Raw genomic sequence first — 2,156 nt, 5'->3', positions numbered from 1 at the left:
GCGAGCCGCCAGGCCGATCGCGGGCGCGGCGCCAGCCATCCGGCGGAGATCCCCGCCAAGGGCTGGAAGGACATCGCGCTGCGCACCTACCGCGACATCGGCGAGAACCGGCTGTCGCTGATCGCGGCCGGCGTCACCTTCTTCACCCTGCTGGCGATCTTCCCGGCGGTGGCCGCGCTGGTCTCCTGCTACGGCCTCGTGGCCGACGCCTCGACAATCAACGACCAGATCGCCAGCCTCCAGGGCGTCCTGCCCCAGGGCGCCCTGGAAATCATCGGCGACCAGGTCAAGCGCCTGAACGAGAAGGGCAACACCGCGCTGGGCCTGAGCCTGGTCGTCGGCATCGTCCTGTCGATCTGGAGCGCCAACGGCGGCGTGAAGCACGTCTTCGACGCCCTCAACATCGTCTACAACGAGCGCGAGAAGCGCAATTTCGTCCTGCTCAACGTGGTCTCCCTCGGCTTCACCGCGGGGGCGCTGGCGTTCCTGATCCTGGCTCTGGCCGCGGTCGTGGTGCTGCCGGTGGTGCTGACCTATGTCGGGCTCGGGACCGATGCCTGGTGGCTGACCCTGCTGCGCTGGCCGGCGCTGCTCGTGGCGGTCCTGCTCGGGCTCGCCCTGCTCTACCGCTACGGCCCGAGCCGGGACGCGCCGCGCTGGCGCTGGGTGACCCCCGGGGGCGCCGCGGCGGCCCTCCTGTGGCTCGTCGCGTCGCTGCTGTTCTCGTGGTACGTCGCCCATTTCGGCAGCTACAACAAGACCTACGGCTCCCTCGGCGCGGCCATCGGCTTCATGACCTGGATCTGGATCTCGACCATGATCGTGCTCGCCGGCGCCCAGCTGAACGCCGAGATGGAGCACCAGACCGCCGAGGACACCACCGTGGGTGAGCCGCAGCCCCTGGGCACACGGCGCGCCCAAATGGCCGATTCCGTAGGAGCCGCCGCCGCGTGACGGGGCGGCCAAAGGGCTCAGCGGTGGTTAACACAGGTTGGCGCGGGCACGCCCGGTCGCGGCATAAGCCGTCGAGACAACCAGACTTCGACGCTCGGACCGCAACATACCTGTGACAACAGTCGTCTTCGTGCGGTGGGCATCCATCAGCAGCGTCGTCGCGCGGTTCGGGGCGCACCGGGGCTGCCCGGATCCCTTTTTCCACGCCCGCCTGGCCGCCGCGCGCCGGCTGCGGGTGGGGCGATCCGACCACGGATGGCCGGCCGTCCCGGAGCCGCATCGGCACGGCGGCCTCTGACCGGAGGTCGCCGTGAACAACCCGTTCGTGCGGAAGATGGAGCGGCACGTCCGGCTCGGGCCCGAGGATCGCGCGGCCCTCGACGGACTCGCCCGGCAGCACATCCGCCCCGTCGCGCCGCGCCAGGACATCGTCGGGCAGCACGAAGACCCGCACCACACCCACCTGATCCTCGACGGCTGGGCCTGTCGCTACAAGCAGTTTCCGGACGGTCGGCGGGCGATCGTCTCGCTGCTCCTGCCGGGTGACCTGTGCGACCCCTCACCGGCCCGCTGGCCGCGCCTGGACCACGCCATCGGGGCGATCACCCCGGTCACGGTCGCCCGGATCGCGCCGGACCAGATCGGCGAGGCGATCCGGACCCGGCCGGCGGTGGAGGAGTGCCTGTGGCGGGAGATGCGCGACACCACGGCGCTCCAGCGCGAATGGATCGCCAGCGTCGGGCGCCGTTCGGCGATCGAGCGCCTGGCGCACCTGTTCTGCGAGCTGTACCTGCGGCTCGCCCGGGTCGGCCTCGCGGACGGGAACACGATCCCGATGCCGATCACCCAGCCCGACCTCGCCGACGCCCTCGGCCAGACCAGCGTGCATATCAACCGCACCCTGAAGGCGCTGCGCACCGGCGGCCTGATCGGCCTGCGGGGCCGGCGCCTGACGATCCACGACCTCGACGGGCTGATGGAGCGCGGCCTGTTCGACCCGGCCTACCTGCATCTGGCCTGAGACCGGGCGTACCGGTCCGGACCCTGCCGGCAGCCGCCGCCGGGATCGGCGCCCGAATCCCGGCGGGATACGCTTGCTCAAAGATTGATTTTTAGGATAGTATTTAACCATATCGCCGCCAATCGGCGGGCATATATGGGCGATCGAATTGAGTGTCCTCTACTTATTGCGGATATATAGT

2 protein-coding genes are annotated in these 2,156 nt (G+C 69.9%); both read left to right on the top strand.

All coding sequences use genetic code 11. The features are described 5' to 3' along the window. Window positions 1–954, top strand: a 954-nt coding sequence (locus tag FV228_RS27515; protein WP_147857410.1) for a YihY/virulence factor BrkB family protein, incomplete at its 5' end; no start/stop codon positions are given. Window positions 955–1,264: 310 nt separating this feature from the next. Then, window positions 1,265–1,975: a Crp/Fnr family transcriptional regulator gene (locus FV228_RS27510; RefSeq protein ID WP_147857409.1), complete on the top strand. Its 711-nt coding sequence runs from the start codon at window positions 1,265–1,267 to the stop codon at window positions 1,973–1,975. Window positions 1,976–2,156: the final 181 nt, after the last annotated feature.

It is taken from the genome of Methylobacterium sp. WL18, from assembly GCF_008040015.1.
GTDB lineage: Bacteria > Pseudomonadota > Alphaproteobacteria > Rhizobiales > Beijerinckiaceae > Methylobacterium > Methylobacterium mesophilicum.
Note: the sequence above shows the minus strand (reverse complement) of the source record. Positions and strands in the feature narration are given on the sequence as shown.